The organism is Chryseobacterium fluminis, from assembly GCF_026314945.1.
Classification (GTDB): domain Bacteria; phylum Bacteroidota; class Bacteroidia; order Flavobacteriales; family Weeksellaceae; genus Chryseobacterium; species Chryseobacterium fluminis.
Window position 1 is genome coordinate 3,096,861 of sequence record NZ_CP111121.1, and the last position, 15,836, is coordinate 3,112,696.

Sequence of the window (15,836 nt, forward strand, 5' to 3'; positions counted from 1 at the left end):
GCAGCATCTGTCTGAGCTCATTTTCTTTTTTTCTAAAAGAAAATAGCGAGTGCGGAGAGCGGGATTAAGCTTCTTGAAAAATAGCTTAACTGTATTTTGCCAAATAAAAATCTTCTTTACTTCTCATTAGTTGTTCTTCTTCCGGAGTTTTGTCTTTATATCCTGAGAGGTGAAGAATCCCATGAGCCAAGACTCTTCGCAGTTCTTCTTCATATTCTCCGGATAGGGTAGAAGCATTATCTGAAATACGCTGCAAAGATACGAAAATCTCGCCGCTTATAGTCCTGCCTTTTACATAGTCAAATGTAATAATATCAGTATAGTAATCATGCTGTAAATAATCCTGATTAACTTTGAGTAAATACTCATCGTCACAGAATATATAGTTGATCTCACCCGGCTTTTTGCCTTCTGAGATAATAATGTCTTTAAGCCAGTCGATATAGTCTGTATTCACAGACTCCGGTAGGTTTTCGTAAAAAAATTGTATCATTGTTTTAAAACCAGTGTCCTAAAATAACACTGAATATGCCTTTTTGATTATTTTTGAGTGAGTGACTGAAGTTTACTTTAATCTGTCCGAATGGAGATTTATATCCGGCGGTAATTCCCAATGAACTGTAATTGAGTTTCACTGCATCTTCAAAACTTATATCGTCAGATAGATTGGCAAAAGAAAAGTTTCCGCTCAGAAAGTAGTTTTTATTAAATTTAAATTGCAGATCATTCGAGATCAATATAACATTATTGGTATTAAGCTGGGCAAAATAGAAACCTCCGAATCTTTTAAAATTGACGACATTTTGCTCAAAAATTCCACCTAATCTGTACTGATAGAATGAAGGAAGATTTTCACCAATTGTAATTCCCCCATAAAGATTCAGTCGGTAAGCGAATTGTCTGGTTAACGGTACGTTTATTCTGATATCCGCTTTCACCTGAACAATTCTTTTGTCTACTTCGGATTTCAGCAAATCCACTACTTTTCCTTCCGCACCAATATAGATTCCTTTACTCGGAAAATCTTTGTCGTTCTGGGTGTCGCTTTTTATGAAAACATAAGGGTTTAAAAAGCGGCTGTATCTGATATTGGCATCATTAATTTCAGCTTTAAAATAATCATGGCTGAGACCACCGCCAACAGCAAATTTATCTTTCCAGACGGACTGGATAAACATCTCATTCCTTAACCACTCCCAACGGTCAACGGTATTGTTACTGACATCTTTCAGATCAAAGCTCATTCCGGAAGAATAAATTCCAAAACCGGGAATATAGCCGTTGTCAATAAAATAGTTTAAATAATACCTGGGTTTATCACCTACCACTACATCCAGTGAAAGATTGGTATTTTTAAAAAGGAGACGTTTTGCCGAATAATTTAACAGGAGACCCGTTTTAAAAACATCATCATAATGAAGTCCGAATTTCAGAAAGTGCCGGGCATCATCTTCGGTTACATAAAGCTTAAGATAACTGGCCTCTCTGTCAGCAATGATGTCATAATTGATAAATCTGTAATTGTTAGTGGCTACCAGCTTATCGATCATTTTATTGACATTACCATAGGTCTGAAGAGAGGGGAGCCGGAGTCCCATCTTTCCGAGGACATAGTTTTTACCGTATATTTTACTACCGTCCAGAGACAGGCTGTCGATCTTATAAACATTGGAATATATGGGATTTGTAGGCTGTCTGAGACGGTCAAACTCCCGTTTGGGTAACTGCTCTAAAATATCGGTATATTTAAGCCCTTCTATATAGCCGTTATCAAGAATTTTTTTCTTGTCATCATAACTGGTAGCCGACATTCCTTTCAGGTCAGGTTTGATATTAATATCTGTATATTTATATTGACGTCTGGTATCTTTATGGATATTCATGTCAATTACCTGGTTCAGAATCGCAATAATATTATTTAGATCTTCTCTTTTGGAAAGATCCTGATTAAGATCAACCCCGATTACGATATCAATGCCTTTATCTTTTAAAGGTTTGGAAGGATAGTTGACGGTCATAGCACCGTCAATGTAAATACTGTCACCAATTTTTACGGGATCCATCAGTGAGGGAAAAGCAGAACTTGCCATAATGGACTGTACGAGATCTCCTTTTTCAAAAATCTGCATATTTCCACTTTCGAGATTGGTGGCTACACACATAAAAGGAATCGGCAGTTTGGAAAAGTCATCTATATTGGAAACGTTCTTGAAAAGCTCCTTTAATAAATATACATTCTTCTGTCCTGTGCTGATAGAGGAGGGAAGGGTAATCTTGCCGTTCTTCAGCGGAATCGACAGAAGATATTTGTCGACAGATTTATTAAAGAACGAACTTTCCTGTCTTGATTTAGGATCCGTAATCAGAGAATAGAAATCGGTGTCCATTACAATCTTTTCTATTTCTTTTCCGGAATATCCGGAAGCATACAAACCTCCGACGATGGCTCCCATACTGGTTCCGGCAATATAGTCAACCTTAATTCCCAAAGAATCGAGTACCTTAAGAACTCCTACGTGAGCAAAGCCTTTAGCTCCGCCTCCTGCCAGTGAAAGTCCTATTTTCGGATTTTTAGGAATCACCAGATCTTTTTTTACCTGAGATTGAATCAAAAATAGCTGAACTGTCAATAGAAGGATCAGGAGTTTTTTCATGGTTTAGTCTTTTATATAGATCCTTTTCACCCGGGGCGAAATGGACGTTAGTACTTCATACGTTATGGTCTTGCAATACGCTGCAAATTCCTTTAAACTTGGTTTTGCATTAAAAATGGTGACGGTGTCACCTTCTCTGACATTTGGAATAGCATCTACATTGATCATCATCATATCCATACAGATATTTCCGACGATGGGTGCGAAAGTTTTACTGATGCCTACACTGCCAACCTGGTTTCCAATAAGCCTGGGGATTCCGTCAGCATAGCCTACAGGAATGGTGGCAATTTTAGTTGCATGATCTGTTTTATATTTTCTGCTATAGCCTACAGACTCTCCGTTTTCTACCAGCGATATTTGTGAAATTACAGTCTTAAAACTTACCACAGACCGCAACTGTCTCTGTATTCCACCGTTCGGTGATTCTCCGAGCATCCCTATACCAATTCTTACCATATCATACTGATGATCGGTGTAGCTTGTAATTCCTGATGAATTTAATATATGGCGGATAGGAGTGTAGCCCAAATTTTTAATCAGATAACTTGAATTTCTTTCAAACGTTTCCAGCTGACTGAGTGTAAATTCTCTTTCGGCCGGTATATCAGAAGACGAAAGATGACTGAAAATACTTTGAACTTTTAAATTTTTATGAGATAAAACCTCAATCAGTTCATCCAGCTCAGAATTTTTGAAACCCAGACGGTGCATGCCTGTTTCAAGTTTAATATGAATAGGATATTTTTTATCAAATCCTGATTTCTGAACTGCTTCATTGAATAATTCTAAAACCCTGAAACTGTAAATCTCAGGTTCCAGGTTATAGTGGATGACTGTTTCATAACTGTGCTGCTCAGGATTCATTACTACAATAGGAACGGTAATTCCTTTTTTACGAAGCTCAACGCCTTCGTCTACAAAAGCAACGCCCAGATAATCGATATGATGGTGCTGTAAAAATTCTGATATTTCATAACTTCCCAGTCCATAAGCATTGGCTTTTACCATAGCCATCATTTTGGTTGACGGTTTAAGCAAAGACTGATGGTAACTGATATTATGAAGAATGGCATTCAGGTTAATTTCTAAAACAGTATCATGTTTTCGGAGTTCAAGTATATCTTTAAGCCTTTCGATCCCGAACTTTCTGGCTCCTTTCAGTAAAATGATCTGATTTTCAAGTTCCGTAAGGTGTTTACTGTCAATGACCTCCTGAGTATTAATGAAAGTATATATTCTGGCATTAAATAATTCACTGAATTTAGATATTTCTTCACCAATAAGGAATATAGAATCAAATTTCTGCTCATTAACGAGTTCAGAAACTTCGTCGTAGAGTTCCTTAGAATTAGACCTGACTCCAATAATATCAGTTAACACCAATGATTTTTTTGGCTTATTATATTCATTCAGAAACTGTAGGGCCGTTTTCAGAGAATCCAGATCAAGATTGAACGAATCATTGATAACGATATTACTCTTAATTCCTTCAATGGCTTCAAGCCTCATTTCAACAGCCTTTAAAGCATTGATTTTTTCGACTATTTTATCATTTTCGATACCCAGCTCCTTTAAGACCGTTACCAGTGCCAATGCATTCGTTAATGTAGCTTCATCTCTCTGATGAACGGGAAAAGATATTTCTTCGTTAAAATAACATACTTTCACGTCTTCATTTCTGGAGATACCGTCTTTAAAGAAAACATCATTCTGCTGTTCAAAACCGTAGGATATTAATTTTTTATCAGAATACAATTCCTTTATTTTTTTGTCAACCAAAAAATGATCGCCATTATAAATAATGACCTCCGATCTTTTGAAGAGTTTGATTTTTTCATCAATCAGTTCTTCTTCAGACGTGAAATTGGCAAGATGGGCAGTTCCGATGTGAGTCAGCAGACCGATTGCAGGATGGAAGATGTTTTCAAGCTTTTCCATTTCCTGAGGTCTGGAAATTCCGACTTCGAAAATGCCGAGTTGGTGGGCATTATTGATCTGCAGCAGAGAAAGGGGCAGGCCAGTCTGCGAATTAAAACTTTTAGGGCTTTTAACTGTTGGAAATTCATTCCATAGACATTGGTAGAGCCATTCTTTCAAAATGGTTTTGCCATTGCTTCCTGTAATTCCGATCGATTTCAGGTGAGCATTCTCAAAATGATATTTAGACAGTTTCTGAAGAAATTCTAGCGCATTTTCAACAATAATCCATGTTACATTTTCAAACTGAGGATAGTGATGTTCGGAAATAATAATATTAATTCCCCGGCCAATGGCAGATTCAATGAATTTTTCACCTGAATTTTTATAAGTATTGATGGCAATAAATGCGGCATCTCTGGTAGAATAAATAATCCTGCTGTCGAAAGCTATGTTTCTGATGATCAGACAACCATCACCAATGAAATGCGAATTGGTAATTTCTGCAATATATTTTATTGTGTAGTTCATAAACTACTTCTCTGTAATTAAATTATAATTGAAATTAGGATTTCGGAAATTATTAATCATATTCAAAAGATTTATTTGAGTTCCTGAAATTTCGTAAATGATCGAATTGTGCTTGGTAATCAATAATTTGTAGAAGTTTATATCTTCATATTTCTGATGTACAAGATTTCCGCTTTCAAACAAAGATATTTTCTTTTCTAAAACGACATAAAAATCCTCCAACACATCAAATCCCCAATTCGGGATCAGAAAGTCTTCTAAAATTTCTAAATCTGTTTTAGCTTTATTAGTCCAGTAAATGGGCATTTTTCTTTTTTGCAATTCTTTCTTTTACTTAATCCATAACGATTGAATGTTCTGTTATTTTTCCCCTTCTGACATCATTTAAACCTTCCTGAATTGCACTCAGTACATCATTTGAAATTCTTTCCGGTTCTATAATCTCAGCAATCTTCAGCAATTCTTCAGGAAGAAATTTTTTCTCTTTCATTTTTCTGAAAAAGGTAGGTTCGGAAATTCCGCTTTTCTCGATAATATATTTCAGCTTGAAAGGCGAATTTTTCAGAGTCTCATCAATAGAATTACTTATTTTAATATAATTTTTGATTTCTGATATCATTTTATGATAGTTTAAACTATTAAATTTTAAACAAATTTAAAAATAAATTTGATATTAAATCCCTTTTTTATTTAAAACTTCATCCACAAAAACTTTTCTGCTTACTGCATCGTAAGACTCTGTTTCTCCGAGTTCTACCAGGTCTTTCCCGGCAGAGGTTCTCATCGAATAGTTGGCCAGATTTCCGGTTCTCCTGCAGATCGCATGTACTTTAGTTACATATTCTGCAGTAGCCATTAAATTGGGCATTGGCCCGAAAGGTCTTCCCAGGAAATCCATGTCCAGACCGGCAACGACGACCCTCACTCCGGTGTTGGCCATCTGATTGGCGATTTCCACAATGCTTTCGTCGAAAAACTGTGCTTCATCAATTCCCACCACATCACAATTTGAAGCCAGCAATAAAATTTCGCTGGGGTTATCTACTGCCGTACTCCGGATCTTATTCTGGTTGTGAGACACCACATCTTCATCAGAATATCGGGTATCCAGCCTGGGTTTAAAAATCTCTACATTTTGTCCCGCCATTTCTGCTCTTCTCAGCCTTCTGATCAACTCTTCGGTTTTTCCGGAAAACATTGAGCCACAAATAACTTCCATCCAACCACTTTGTTTGGAATGATTAATTGTATTTTCTAAAAACATTTGTTAAATTAGCCGTATATTTCTATCATCAAAAGTACGCAATTTTAACAAGATTCTTATATGCAGAACATCCAAGATTTAAAGGAAAAGATTTTTTTCGAATCCAAGAATATCATTGGTATTTTGGATAAAATAAGCAACGTAGACGAGTTACTTTCCAAGCAGGATCTTGTGGATGAACTTGGTAACAGGATCTCGTTTCTGAGGTTACTGGAAAAAAACATAGAGTATTTCAGCGCCCGGAATCCGGCGGAAGATTCTGTAAATTCATCATTTCTTTCATCCGATATGCCTCAATTTGAATTTAACGATGAAAATCGTGAAGTTACGGAAGAGGAAGCCATCTTTAATAATGAGCTGAATGAAATCGGCGGGTATGAAGTTGGTTCCCAAAGTCATAAAAACGAAGATGAAGAAGCTGAATTCAACCATCAGTTAAACGAAATTGTCGAAAATGAGCTGCATGAGACGGTTGTACATTTAGCTGAAGAACATTCGTCTGAAAGAAATGCAGATATCGGAGAAACCCTTTCCCAGCATCTGGTAACGGAAGAGGAAGCCATATTTAATAATCAACTGAATGAAATTGATGAAACGGAGCCTTCTTCACAAGATAGCGGGCAGATATTAAATTTCGTTGATGAGGAAAAGATTCTCGCAGATGCTGAACCGGATGACGATGAAGGTATCGAGGAGAAGATGTTTTCTGATGAAGTAACGGAGGAAGAAGCCGTTTTCAATAATCAGCTGAATGAAATCGATGAATTTGAAAATCAGATTTCTGATGATGACGGAAATATCAACCATTTTGAGGAAGAAGAAAAAATACAGGATACTTTTCAGTCGATGGCACAGAGTGAAGATAAAGAATATGCCACTTCTGAACCAGTTGCAGGTACTTTCGACAGTGAGCCGATAGAGGATGAAGAAATTTTGATAGAAGAAGCTGAAGAGGAATATATGGCTTTTCCGGGAACGGCGGAACAGGGTGGCCCGGTATCAGAAACTTCCAATACAGAAGATCTACTGACTGATATTAAAAATGAAAATTCCCAGGAAGATTTAGTAAACCCAGAGACCAGCGAGAGAAGAAAAATTACGGAGATTGATAGACCTCACATTGAAAAAGAAATTCATCCTTCTGATGAAAACTTTGAGGACCTGGATCAGTACAATCACGAGAAAAAAATAAAATTAGCCAATATCAAAGGATTAAAATCCATTCATTCATTATTCGACAGCGATCCCCTTGACAAAGATTTTCCTGACCATAAAACAACTGGTGTTCCGGAAAAAGAAGAAACAGGAAGCATTCTGAAGACCAATATCCCGACCCATTTCATGGAAGCTGAAAAGGCAAAACCTGCTTTCAGGCTAGATCTTAATGACAGGATTGCTTTTACAAAAACACTTTTCGGCGGGAGTCAGGCAGATATGAATGATGTGATCGGAAATCTGAACAGTTTCAGAACATTGGAAGAAGCTAAAGAATACCTAAGCGATCTTTACTATGAAAGAAAATGGAGCGGGGTGGATGAGTACGCTCAAAGACTTTGGATATTGGTAGAAAACAAATTTTTATAAATTAAATTTTGAGCGGAATTCTTTATTTTGTTCCCACACCGATCGGGAACCTAGATGACATGACTTTCAGGGCGGTAAAAATACTGAAAGAAGCAGATTATATTTTATGTGAAGACACCAGAACTTCCGGAATTCTTTTAAAGCATTTCGAGATTTCCAAGCCTTTAAAATCTTACCATTTACATAATGAACATCAGGCTACAGAAAAAGTGATTGCTGATCTTAAAAGTGGTCAGAATATTGCCATTATTACAGATGCCGGAACTCCCGGAATTTCGGATCCCGGGTATTTATTGGCAAAAGCGGGCTCAGACCATAATATTGAGATGATCTGCCTGCCCGGAGCCACTGCTTTTGTTCCGGCCCTGGTCGTTTCCGGTCTGCCGAACAACGAATTTTTATTTGCCGGTTTTCTTCCGCAGAAAAAGGGACGGCAGACAAAGCTTAAACAGCTTGCAGAAGAGAAAAAGACCATTGTTTTATACGAAAGTCCACATAAAATCAATACGACCTTAGAACAGATCAGAATGTTTTTTGGTGAAGAAACTAAAATAAGCTTAAGCAGAGAAATATCGAAAAAATTTGAAGAAACCAAACGCGGAACAATCAGTGAATTAATCGAGTTCTCTAAAAGCAAAACTTTAAAAGGGGAGATTGTTCTGATTGTCAATAATGCTATCTAATTTTAATTGAAAAAACTATTTTTTGTACTGATTTCGTCGATTTGTATGGCACAGCAGACCGATCAGTACACTCAGATACTTTTATCCAGAAAGCTTGGAAAAGAAGTTCGGTCTTATGCTAACGGATACGGAGTCATTGTCGATCCCGAAACCGAAGGATCCGGAATTGTTGATTCTTCAGGAGCAGTTACTTTGGCACCGGCAGGAAAGAACGAGATCATTCATCTGCTCAAAAACAGGTTCATGCTAAGGGTTAAAGAAGCGGATTCAAAGATAAAAACGGCTTTAATTGACGAAAAAGGAAAACAGCTGATTCCCCTCGACATTCAAAAACTGGATGCATCCTGGAGTATTAATGAACGGATCATTTCCTCCAAAGAAGGAAAAGAATCTGTCTATGATTTTAATGGAAAAGAAATTATTCCATTTTCTGACAAGATAAAATTTGCAGGACAAAATAGGTTTTTCGTGAAAAAGGAGGGAGGATGGTATATTTATGATGCTAACGGAAAGCCTGTTTCCGACAGAAGATTCGATGAAAACCTGTACTTTTATAAGAACAGAGCCTACATAAGTTCCGGAGGCAGAAAAGGAGAGATTATTGATAATAACGGCGTGGTTCTGAATACAATTCACGACAATAATATTGACAATATCGGGGCGTATCCCTATCTCATCACCAAAAATAAAAAGGGTAAATACGGGATTATTGATGCCGATGAAAACCGCATTGCTGAAGAAATATATGATGAAGTCTTTCTGGGAACAAGATATATTTACCTGATCAAAAGCGAAAAAGTAAGTATCTTTTCTAAGGAGGCTAAAGAAGTTTTCCCTACCGAATTCGGTTATGTAAAATCCTTATTCGGTAATTTGTTTACTACACAGAAGACCCTTAAAAACCCTAAAATGGCAGTCATCCGGGTAAACGGCGAAGTAGTAATACCAAAAGAATACGATAATATTGAAGGAATAAAAATCTCGGGAGAAGATTTTATATATCTGATTAAAGAAAACCAACAGCGTTTTTTAGATAAAGATTTAAAAAATGTTTTGAAACCGGGCTATCAGATCGAAAGAATTTTTCCGAACAGCCTGATTCTCCGGAAAGAGAATATCTACTACAGATATACGGTTACCGATAAAAGTTATAAGGAGTTAAAGAATGTAACTTCTATAAAGGAGAACGGGGTTTTTTACTATCCCAAAACCATATTTCCTGCGATGATCTGCAAAAATAATTTAGGTTTTTACGGAATGATCGGCGAAAATGGGGAAGAAATACTTCCGTTCATCTATGATGATATTATCACTTTTCTTTCTGACAATGAAATTGTAGTACAAAAAGGAGGTAAATACGGGGTTACCAATTACCAGAATGAGCCGCTTAAAGAGGTGATCTTTGATAAGTACACTACTGACAAGCAAGGAATAAAACTCTATAAAGATAAAACTACCGATTATCTTTACTTTACCGATTCCGTTAATGAAAAAGATTCACAATAAATTCCATATAACAAAAAACATTATTAAAATTTTACTAAAATGATGATTTAAAATGCTTTGAATAACATTTTATAATATCTTTGCGACCATTAATTTTAGATCAAAATTAAATAGACTAAATTAGCCAACTTTCAAAAAGCTAATTAGTTATAAAGAAAATAATTGTCATACATATGAAACTATTAGAAGGAAAAGTAGCGCTAATAACGGGAGCTACAAGAGGAATCGGAAGAGGAATCGCTGAAGTTTTTGCACAGCAGGGGGCAAAAGTAGCATTCACCTATGCCGGTTCTGTAGACAAAGCGAAAGAATTAGAAGCAACTTTAAGTTCTGTAACTCAAATTAAAGGTTACCAATCTGATGCATCAGACTACGATGCAGCTCAACAACTCATTGAAGAAGTAATGGCAGAATTCGGCAAAATCGATATCTTGGTGAATAATGCAGGAATTACGAGAGATAATCTCTTATTAAGAATGTCTAAAGATGATTGGGATACGATTATGAAAGTAAATTTAGATTCTGTATTTAACCTTACAAAGGCTGTGATTAAGCCGATGATGAAGGCAAAATCAGGATCTATTATCAATATGACTTCTGTAGTGGGATTGAAAGGAAATGCCGGGCAGGCCAACTATGCTGCCTCTAAGGCCGGAGTTATCGGATTTACAAAATCGGTAGCCCTTGAATTAGGTTCCAGAAATATCCGTTGCAACGCGGTGGCGCCGGGATTCATTGAAACTGAGATGACGGCTGTTCTGGATGAAAAAACAGTACAGGGATGGAGAGACGGGATTCCGTTGAAAAGAGGAGGAAGACCTGAAGATATTGCCAATGCCTGTGTATTTTTCGGCAGCGACATGTCATCATATATTACCGGCCAGACATTAAATGTTGACGGAGGAATGCTGATGCCTTAATTAAGCTTACATTATAACCAAAATCCGTCTACTTGTAGACGGATTTTTTATTGTTTTTTCTTTCAATGGAATAACTTTCCAAGGAATCTCCGGTGTTAAACATTCAAAATCTTAAGACTTTGACGAGAGATCATCTCCATAAACCATGTAGATGGGACTCTTACATTACTTAATCTTTAAAAATCTGATTTTCCTGTTCCTGAACTCTGATAAAGGTCGTCCTTTTTGACAGTTCTTTTAATTTTGAAGCACCCACATAGGTGCAGGTGGAGCGAACACCGCCCAAAATATCCTTTACCGTCTCCGACACCGGACCTTTATATGGCACCTTAACGGTTTTCCCTTCTGAGGCTCTGTATTCTGCCACTCCTCCGGAATGTTTATCCATTGCTGTTTTCGAGCTCATACCGTAAAATGACCTGTATTTTTTACCGTTTTCTTCAATAATTTCGCCGCCGCTTTCATCATGGCCGGCAAACATTCCGCCCAGCATCACAAAATCGGCGCCGCCGCCGAAAGCTTTGGCAACATCTCCGGGAACTTTACAGCCTCCGTCTGCAATAATATGACCTCCCAGTCCATGAGCAGCATCAGAACATTCTATGATCGCAGAAAGTTGCGGATAGCCAACCCCTGTTTTTACCCGGGTGGTACAGACAGAACCCGGCCCGATCCCGACTTTTATAATATCTGCGCCTACCAACAGAAGCTCTTCTACCATTTCCCCGGTGACCACATTTCCGGCAATGATGATCTTATCCGGAAAATCAGCCCTGGCTTTTTTCACGAATTCCACAAAATGCTCAGAATAACCATTGGCAACATCTATACATAAAAACTCGATCTTCGGATGTCTGTCGATGATAGCTTTAATTTTTTCTTCATCAGATTTCCCTGTTCCCGTGCTTAAAGCAATATATTGATGGATACTTTCCGGCTGACTGTTTAGAAATGTACTCCATTCTTCTACAGAATAATGCTTATGGACTGCCGTGATAATTTTATCTTTGGCCAGCTCCACCGCCATTTCAAAAGTTCCCACGGTATCCATATTGGCCGCAATAATCGGAGTGCCTTCCCATTTCTTTTGAGTATGTTTAAAAGTAAATTCTCTTTCCAGATTAACTTCAGAACGGGATTTCAGGGTTGAACGTTTCGGACGGAACATCACATCCTTGAACCCCAGTTTTACATCATTTTCTATTCTCATTTGGGTAAATTATTTTAAATTGTTTACAGAATAAAAATAGTAAATAATATTAAATATCTTATTTTTGAGACGATGGATTTTCCTGTAACATTTCATCTTTTTGGTAAAACCATTCTTGCACATCCTCTGTTTGAAGCACTGGGGATGTTCATCGGTATGCGGTATTATTTTTATTTAAAAAGAAAATCAGCAGAAAAATTATCGTTTAATACTTCCGCAGCTGTATTGATAGGTGCTACGGCAGGAGCTTTATTCGGTTCGAAACTCATTGGAAACCTGGAAAATCCGTATCATGTTTTTGAACATTTTGATTTAAAAAAAATCTGGTCCAATAATACGATTGTCGGAGGTCTGGCGTTTGGATTGTCTGGCGTGGAGCTGGCAAAGAGAATCGTCGGTCATAAGGAGAGTACCGGAGATTTAATTGTTTTTCCATTGATACTGGCGATGATAATCGGACGGATAGGATGTTTTCTTACCGGAATTGATGAAGAAACATATGGTCTTCCAACAGATTCTGTTTTTGGAATGTACCTGGGTGACCAGTATCTGAGACATCCTGTGGCGTTATACGAAATTGTATTTTTAATTCTGCTCTGGATCGGTTTAAAATATATTCAGCAGAAAGAAAAATATCCTTCAGGCTTTATCTTTCAGATCTTTATGCTGACTTATTTCACGTTCCGGTTCTTCCTGGATTTTATAAAACCGAGAGTGGAAATTGCCGGAAATCTCGGAACGATCCAGATCGTATGTATTTGTGTAATTATTTATTACATTTATAAAATTCAAAATACCCTTATCATCATAAATATTAAGTCATGAAACTTTTAACACTTTTGGAAGTTGGAGATCTTGGAGGGCTGGTTGTAATGATCATTCTGATCATGCTGTTTGGTGCCTTATTCATTTCGGCTGTCGTCACCTTATTTATAAAATTAATTTATGAATGGAAGGACGGTAAAAAATTTTCGAGAAAACAGTTTATACAAACCATGATTATCTGTCTGCTGATCTGTGGTCTGATCAGCGGATATATTTGCGGGGGAGGGTTATAAAATAAAGAGATGCCAGTAAGAAACTATACGTATTACGATTATACCATCAGCCTGTGTCCAGAATGCCTGAAAAGGGTAGGCGCCAAGATTATTATAGAGGATGAAGCTGTTTTTATGACGAAGAGATGTCCCGATCATGGCTTTTTTAAAACAAAGATCGCATCGGATGTCCATTATTATAAAAACATCAGAAATTACAACAAAGCCTCTGAAATGCCTTTACATTTCGGGACGGAGGTAGAATACGGCTGTCCTTATGACTGTGGATTATGTGTAGATCATGAGCAGCATAGCTGTCTCTCTATCGTGGAAGTGACAGACCGGTGTAATCTGACCTGTCCGACCTGCTATGCCATGTCATCACCTCACTACGGAAGCCACAGGAGCCTGGAAGAGATAGAAGCCATGTTTGATATCATTGTCAAAAATGAAGGAGAGCCGGATGTGGTACAGATCAGTGGTGGCGAACCAACCATCCATCCTGAATTTTTTAAGATAATGGATATCGCAAAATCCAAACCTATTAAACACCTGATGCTGAATACCAATGGTATACGGATCGCCAATGATCCGGGATTCGCCGAAAAATTGGCTGCATATGCTCCGGAATTTGAGATTTATCTGCAGTTTGACTCATTTAAACCTGAAGTTTTAACGGATTTCAGAGGAAAGGATCTTACTGATGTCAGAATGAAAGCCCTGGAAAAATTAAATGCCTTAAATCTTTCAACCACTCTTGTCATCGTTCTTCAGCAAGGTAAAAATATTGATGAAATAGGTAAAATCATTGAGTTTGCCTTAAAACAGAAATGCGTTCGAGGGATCACTTTTCAGCCGGTAGAAATTGCCGGTAGAAACAGGGAAGATTCCTCACATGAAAAAATTACATTAACAGAAGTACGACAGGAAATTTTAAATCAGTTTCCTCTTTTAAATTCGGACGATATTATTCCGGTGCCCTGTAATCCTGACGCTCTGGCTATGGGATATATCCTGAAGCTGGAAGGAGAAATTATTCCGTTAACGCGTTATATCAATCCTGCTGATCTGCTGAATAATGAAACCCGGAATACCATCGTATACGAGCAGGACACCGGCCTACAGATGCAGCTTCTGGATATTTTCAGTACAGGTATCTCTGTAGATAAAGTACAGCCTAAAGTCAATCAGTTATTGTGCTGTCTTCCCGAAGTTTCTGCACCCAATTTAGATTACGATAATCTTTTCAGGATCATCATTATGAATTTTATGGACGCTCATGATTTTGATGTACGTGCTGTAAAGAAATCATGTGTTCATATCGTCAATAAAGACTTAAAGCTGATTCCTTTCGAAACCATGAACCTCTTTTACCGGGATGATAAAATTAAATACCTGGAAGAATTACGAAAAGAAGATAAGATTTTGTTTTAAAAAGCCTAAAAAGGGTGTAAAATTTAAACTTTACACCCTTTAATTTATTTTCAAATAAGCCAGCTTCTCGGATACAGTTTCCTCAGAGTTTGAGCAGAACTTTTCATGAATCTTCAGGTAATAGAAGGTCTGATTTCTGACCTAATCGAAATTCATTACTTTTTCCAGTGTTGCCATGTATTCGTAGGCTGTCAAGTCGAACTTTACCGGAACGATTGAGATATAGCCATTGGCCAAAGCAGTTTCATCTGCATCCGGAGATTCATCCATATTGTTGAAATAGCCTGTCAGCCAATAATATTTTTTGCCGTGAGGATTTACCCTTTCGTCAAAACTTTCTTCCCATTTTGCCTTAGCCTGTTTGCAGACTTTGATTCCCTTTATCTCTGCTTTAGAAAGTTTCGGGATATTTACATTCAGAACAATACCCTTTGGCATTGGATTTTCCAGTGTTCTTCTGACGATATTCTGGATATGCTCTTTGGCCTGCGTAAAATCTGCTTCCCAGCTGAAATCCAATAATGAAAACCCGATGGCAGGAAGATTTTCTACACCGGCTTCCACCGCGGCAGACATCGTCCCGGAATAGATAACATTAATGGAAGAGTTAGCTCCGTGATTAATCCCTGAAACGACGATGTCCGGTCTTCTCGGGAGAATTTTATCAAGAGCCATCTTCACACAGTCAACAGGAGTTCCGCTGCACGAAAAATCTCTCTGTGGACCTTCCAGCTGCACTTCTTCGTAACTAAGCGTAGAATTGATAGTAATGGCATGGCCTTTACCGCTTTGGGGAGAATTTGGAGCTACAACAACTACTTCTCCGATTTCGTTCATGAAACTGATAAGATTTCTGATACCAGGTGCTGTGATTCCGTCATCATTAGTAACCAAAATAAGTGGTCTTTCCATATAGAATTTTTAATTTTAACAAATATACTAATTGAATTTCTTTAAAATCTTTACTGTGAATACAATCTGAATCCTTTAATGCTTATTTATCATTTTTACAGAATATTGTATCTGATAATCTTTTTACCATTGTTTTTTTATCATAAAATCAGGATGATCATCCGCCGAATAAGCATGACAG

General features: G+C 37.4%; 15 protein-coding genes. 7 read left to right on the plus strand and 8 right to left on the minus strand.

Going from position 1 to position 15,836, the window contains the following annotated elements; all coding sequences use genetic code 11:
- Positions 1 to 85: 85 nt before the first annotated feature.
- The 6 genes from ybeY to ODZ84_RS14195 are packed head-to-tail and all read right to left on the minus strand — an operon-like array spanning position 86 to position 6,369.
- On the minus strand, positions 86 to 493 hold the full coding sequence (gene ybeY / locus ODZ84_RS14170) for an rRNA maturation RNase YbeY (protein ID WP_266173021.1): 408 nt from the start codon (positions 491 to 493) through the stop codon (positions 86 to 88).
- Between the two features lie 4 nt (positions 494 to 497).
- Positions 498 to 2,654 carry a patatin-like phospholipase family protein gene (locus tag ODZ84_RS14175; RefSeq protein WP_266173022.1) on the minus strand — a complete coding sequence of 719 codons (2,157 nt, stop codon included), beginning with the start codon at positions 2,652 to 2,654 and terminating at the stop codon, positions 498 to 500.
- Between the two features lie 3 nt (positions 2,655 to 2,657).
- The gene (locus tag ODZ84_RS14180; RefSeq protein ID WP_266173023.1) at positions 2,658 to 5,105 is read right to left on the minus strand and encodes a bifunctional UDP-N-acetylmuramoyl-tripeptide:D-alanyl-D-alanine ligase/alanine racemase; all 2,448 of its coding nucleotides are present in this window, start codon (positions 5,103 to 5,105) and stop codon (positions 2,658 to 2,660) included.
- A 3-nt stretch (positions 5,106 to 5,108) separates the two neighbouring features.
- The gene (locus tag ODZ84_RS14185; protein ID WP_266173025.1) at positions 5,109 to 5,426 is read right to left on the minus strand and encodes a type II toxin-antitoxin system RelE/ParE family toxin; all 318 of its coding nucleotides are present in this window, start codon (positions 5,424 to 5,426) and stop codon (positions 5,109 to 5,111) included.
- A gap of 13 nt (positions 5,427 to 5,439) precedes the next feature.
- Positions 5,440 to 5,724 carry a hypothetical protein gene (locus ODZ84_RS14190; RefSeq protein ID WP_266173026.1) on the minus strand — a complete coding sequence of 95 codons (285 nt, stop codon included), beginning with the start codon at positions 5,722 to 5,724 and terminating at the stop codon, positions 5,440 to 5,442.
- A 54-nt stretch (positions 5,725 to 5,778) separates the two neighbouring features.
- Positions 5,779 to 6,369: a thymidine kinase gene (locus ODZ84_RS14195; RefSeq protein WP_266173027.1), complete on the minus strand. Its 591-nt coding sequence runs from the start codon at positions 6,367 to 6,369 to the stop codon at positions 5,779 to 5,781.
- 60 nt (positions 6,370 to 6,429) lie between these two features.
- Here ODZ84_RS14195 and ODZ84_RS14200 point away from each other — a divergent pair, with 60 nt between their 5' ends.
- The 4 genes from ODZ84_RS14200 to fabG all read left to right on the plus strand — a co-directional run bounded on the left by ODZ84_RS14200 (position 6,430) and on the right by fabG (position 11,062).
- A complete protein-coding gene (locus ODZ84_RS14200) occupies positions 6,430 to 7,953 on the plus strand; it encodes a hypothetical protein (RefSeq protein WP_266173028.1) in 1,524 nt (507 codons plus the stop codon).
- 8 nt (positions 7,954 to 7,961) lie between these two features.
- On the plus strand, positions 7,962 to 8,636 hold the full coding sequence (gene rsmI / locus ODZ84_RS14205; RefSeq protein ID WP_266173029.1) for a 16S rRNA (cytidine(1402)-2'-O)-methyltransferase: 675 nt from the start codon (positions 7,962 to 7,964) through the stop codon (positions 8,634 to 8,636).
- Positions 8,637 to 8,642: 6 nt separating this feature from the next.
- Positions 8,643 to 10,142 (plus strand): WG repeat-containing protein, encoded by a 1,500-nt coding sequence (locus tag ODZ84_RS14210; protein ID WP_266173030.1) that lies wholly within the window; start codon positions 8,643 to 8,645, stop codon positions 10,140 to 10,142.
- Between the two features lie 173 nt (positions 10,143 to 10,315).
- Entirely contained in the window at positions 10,316 to 11,062 is a 747-nt protein-coding gene (gene fabG, locus ODZ84_RS14215; RefSeq protein WP_266173031.1) for a 3-oxoacyl-[acyl-carrier-protein] reductase, read from the plus strand.
- Between the two features lie 169 nt (positions 11,063 to 11,231).
- On the opposite strand, the gene ODZ84_RS14220 is transcribed toward fabG, so the two are convergent.
- On the minus strand, positions 11,232 to 12,272 hold the full coding sequence (locus tag ODZ84_RS14220) for a GMP reductase (RefSeq protein ID WP_266173032.1): 1,041 nt from the start codon (positions 12,270 to 12,272) through the stop codon (positions 11,232 to 11,234).
- A gap of 72 nt (positions 12,273 to 12,344) precedes the next feature.
- On the opposite strand from ODZ84_RS14220, the gene ODZ84_RS14225 reads away from it, so the two are divergent.
- Genes ODZ84_RS14225 through ODZ84_RS14235 form a run of 3 tightly spaced genes read left to right on the plus strand, consistent with a single transcriptional unit; the run spans position 12,345 to position 14,743 of the window.
- Positions 12,345 to 13,097, plus strand: a complete 753-nt coding sequence (locus ODZ84_RS14225) for a prolipoprotein diacylglyceryl transferase (RefSeq protein WP_266173033.1) — start codon at positions 12,345 to 12,347, stop codon at positions 13,095 to 13,097.
- Entirely contained in the window at positions 13,094 to 13,330 is a 237-nt protein-coding gene (locus ODZ84_RS14230; RefSeq protein ID WP_266173034.1) for a hypothetical protein, read from the plus strand. Before ODZ84_RS14225 ends, ODZ84_RS14230 begins: the two co-directional genes overlap by 4 nt.
- 9 nt (positions 13,331 to 13,339) lie before the next feature.
- On the plus strand, positions 13,340 to 14,743 hold the full coding sequence (locus ODZ84_RS14235) for a radical SAM protein (protein WP_266173035.1): 1,404 nt from the start codon (positions 13,340 to 13,342) through the stop codon (positions 14,741 to 14,743).
- A 141-nt stretch (positions 14,744 to 14,884) separates the two neighbouring features.
- On the opposite strand, the gene surE is transcribed toward ODZ84_RS14235, so the two are convergent.
- Positions 14,885 to 15,655 carry a 5'/3'-nucleotidase SurE gene (gene surE, locus ODZ84_RS14240; protein WP_266173036.1) on the minus strand — a complete coding sequence of 257 codons (771 nt, stop codon included), beginning with the start codon at positions 15,653 to 15,655 and terminating at the stop codon, positions 14,885 to 14,887.
- Positions 15,656 to 15,836: the final 181 nt, after the last annotated feature.

Bases quoted from the DNA above. Each gene is read 5' to 3' on its own strand.
- fabG (WP_266173031.1), top strand. From the start codon at position 10,316: ATGAAACTATTAGAAGGAAAAGTAGCGCTAATAACGGGAGCTACAAGA.
- ODZ84_RS14175 (WP_266173022.1), bottom strand. From the start codon at position 2,654: ATGAAAAAACTCCTGATCCTTCTATTGACAGTTCAGCTATTTTTGATT.
- ODZ84_RS14195 (WP_266173027.1), bottom strand. From the start codon at position 6,369: ATGTTTTTAGAAAATACAATTAATCATTCCAAACAAAGTGGTTGGATG.
- ODZ84_RS14220 (WP_266173032.1), bottom strand. From the start codon at position 12,272: ATGAGAATAGAAAATGATGTAAAACTGGGGTTCAAGGATGTGATGTTC.
- ybeY (WP_266173021.1), bottom strand. From the start codon at position 493: ATGATACAATTTTTTTACGAAAACCTACCGGAGTCTGTGAATACAGAC.
- ODZ84_RS14235 (WP_266173035.1), top strand. From the start codon at position 13,340: ATGCCAGTAAGAAACTATACGTATTACGATTATACCATCAGCCTGTGT.
- ODZ84_RS14225 (WP_266173033.1), top strand. From the start codon at position 12,345: ATGGATTTTCCTGTAACATTTCATCTTTTTGGTAAAACCATTCTTGCA.
- ODZ84_RS14180 (WP_266173023.1), bottom strand. From the start codon at position 5,105: ATGAACTACACAATAAAATATATTGCAGAAATTACCAATTCGCATTTC.
- ODZ84_RS14230 (WP_266173034.1), top strand. From the start codon at position 13,094: ATGAAACTTTTAACACTTTTGGAAGTTGGAGATCTTGGAGGGCTGGTT.
- ODZ84_RS14200 (WP_266173028.1), top strand. From the start codon at position 6,430: ATGCAGAACATCCAAGATTTAAAGGAAAAGATTTTTTTCGAATCCAAG.
- surE (WP_266173036.1), bottom strand. From the start codon at position 15,655: ATGGAAAGACCACTTATTTTGGTTACTAATGATGACGGAATCACAGCA.
- ODZ84_RS14190 (WP_266173026.1), bottom strand. From the start codon at position 5,724: ATGATATCAGAAATCAAAAATTATATTAAAATAAGTAATTCTATTGAT.